This is a genomic window from Enterobacter cloacae complex sp. ESBL7, from assembly GCF_041679625.1.
Taxonomy (GTDB): Bacteria; Pseudomonadota; Gammaproteobacteria; order Enterobacterales; family Enterobacteriaceae; genus Enterobacter; species Enterobacter asburiae_B.
Genome location: NZ_JBGORN010000062.1, coordinates 1 through 261, shown reverse-complemented (window position 1 = coordinate 261; position 261 = coordinate 1). Strand labels below are relative to the sequence as shown.

Here is a 261-nt window from a genome sequence, read left to right as displayed (position 1 = left end):
CATGGGGAGACCCCACACTACCATCGGCGCTACGGCGTTTCACTTCTGAGTTCGGCATGGGGTCAGGTGGGACCACCGCGCTAAAGCCGCCAGGCAAATTCTGTTAATCTGTATCAGGCTGAAAATCCTGTCTCTCTCTTCGCCGAAACAGCTTCGGCGTTGTAAGGTTAAGCCTCACGGTTCATTAGTATCGGTTAGCTCAACGCATCGCTGCGCTTACACACCCGACCTATCAACGTCGTAGTCTTCAACGTTCCTTCA

2 rRNA genes are annotated in these 261 nt (G+C 53.3%); both read right to left on the bottom strand.

The features are described from left to right. Positions 1-94, bottom strand: a 5S ribosomal RNA gene (gene rrf, locus ACERY3_RS25460); the annotation flags it as partial. A gap of 69 nt (positions 95-163) precedes the next feature. Beyond that, positions 164-261, bottom strand: a 23S ribosomal RNA gene (locus ACERY3_RS25455); the annotation flags it as partial.